Raw genomic sequence first — 1,549 nt, 5'->3', positions numbered from 1 at the left:
CCGCGCATCACCAAAATGACCCAAAGCTCCGCCCCGAACCGCCATCTCGTTCCCCATCAATACACAGATCATGGAGAATCAGAGCGCGCCCCTCAGGGCAAGCAAAATGTGTGAATGCCGTAGGGCAACGAAGAGGTAGAGCTTTCCTTCGGTCGTTTGCACTTCGGCGATGTCGATGTGGAAGTAGCCGATAGGGTAGGATTTGAATTTTTTCTTCGCTGGTTTGTCGCCTTCGACGTCGGGCAACCGGGAAATGCCGTGGCGCTGCAAGCAGCGGTGCAATGAAGAGCGGGTGAGGTGTGGAATGGTGGCCTGCAGCGCATAAAGGCAATCGTCCAGTGGCAGCAGGGTATGCCGGCGAAAGGCAATGACGATCGCTTCGTCTTCCACCGAAAGGGAGGTGGATTTTGGGTTTGTTGGGCCTGTGGGCAGGTCGGCAACCGAGTTGCGCTTCTTCCACTTGGCGACGGTCTTCTGGTTGATCCCGTAGCGTGCCGCCAGAACCCTCAGGCTCTCTTGACTATGCTGTATCGCTCGACGGATCGCCGCTGTCGTCGTGGCGCGACCATGAAGAACCTGGACCATAGTGCCTCCTTCCATTTATTGGAAAATATCGCACCATTAAAGTCCGGGATCAAACACCTAATTCACGGACGACTACCTATTCCTCCCAATTGGTTCTCGGTCCAGAGAACACCTGTGGCACGAGAAGGCCCGCAAGCGACCAACTTGGCCGTAGGACATGGACTGGAGTATGGGTCATGACCAACGCGCTGCCACAGTGGTTCCGCGTTCCGCCCATTGAAACACCGCTCCAACACGCATCTGATATATGCAACATGCATCATGAGGCCCACTTGCCACTACCATCTGTCTCGAAACCAGAGCTCATGCCGACCGGCGACGATACGCGCTTCCGGTCTTTCATTCACGACTTTCTGGCATTCAGCGCTCGGGTACAGCAGTGTCGGACCCGGTTCGGCGAACTACTGGGCATCTCTGGGGTTGCTTACACTATCCTGATTACGATAGCACACCTCGAGCATGAAGACGGTCTCGGCGTGGGCGTAGGTGTGAGCCGAGTTGCCGATCATCTACATCTTTCGGGCGCTTTCGTAACAATCGAGGTGTCGAAGCTAGTGAAGAGCAGGTTCGTGCGCAAGCGTGTCAACGTCACCGATCGTCGTCGTGTATTGCTGACTATAACGAACAAGGGCCGAGAACATCTCGACGGCCTTTCATCTATCCTTAGCACGGTGAATGATGCGCTTTTCGAATGCCTGAGCGCGAGCGAGTTCCTCGAACTCTCTTCCATGATGACCCGTCTCGTCCCATGTGGCGACAAAGCGCTTGAACTTCTGGCGTACCTCTCGAAGTGAGGCCACTGGCTGTCGCCACCACCACCATGCCCAGAAAGGGCTTCTTTCTTACCCATGTTGATCAGCCGTTTTTCTTGATGTACAAAACAGGAACATTCAGGCGTGAGCGGAGGGTTTCGATGGCGCGCAATGCGGTGCAGTTGCAGAAGGGGCTGAGCGAGGCCGAATTC

1 protein-coding gene and 1 pseudogene are annotated in these 1,549 nt (G+C 55.5%); one reads left to right on the top strand and one right to left on the bottom strand.

Going from position 1 to position 1,549, the window contains the following annotated elements; all coding sequences use genetic code 11:
- Window positions 1-120: 120 nt before the first annotated feature.
- Window positions 121-585 (bottom strand): annotated as a pseudogene (locus L2A60_RS20370) (IS481 family transposase); the annotation flags it as partial.
- Window positions 586-761: 176 nt separating this feature from the next.
- Between L2A60_RS20370 and L2A60_RS20365 the strand changes: the two are divergent.
- Window positions 762-1,379, top strand: coding sequence for a MarR family winged helix-turn-helix transcriptional regulator (locus tag L2A60_RS20365; RefSeq protein ID WP_235706286.1), 618 nt, complete (start codon window positions 762-764; stop codon window positions 1,377-1,379).
- Window positions 1,380-1,549: the final 170 nt, after the last annotated feature.

This window comes from Acidiphilium iwatense (assembly GCF_021556475.1).
GTDB classification, from domain to species: Bacteria; Pseudomonadota; Alphaproteobacteria; order Acetobacterales; family Acetobacteraceae; genus Acidiphilium; species Acidiphilium iwatense.
The sequence above is the reverse complement of the archived record's forward strand: the minus strand, read 5'-3'. Positions and strand labels throughout refer to the sequence as shown.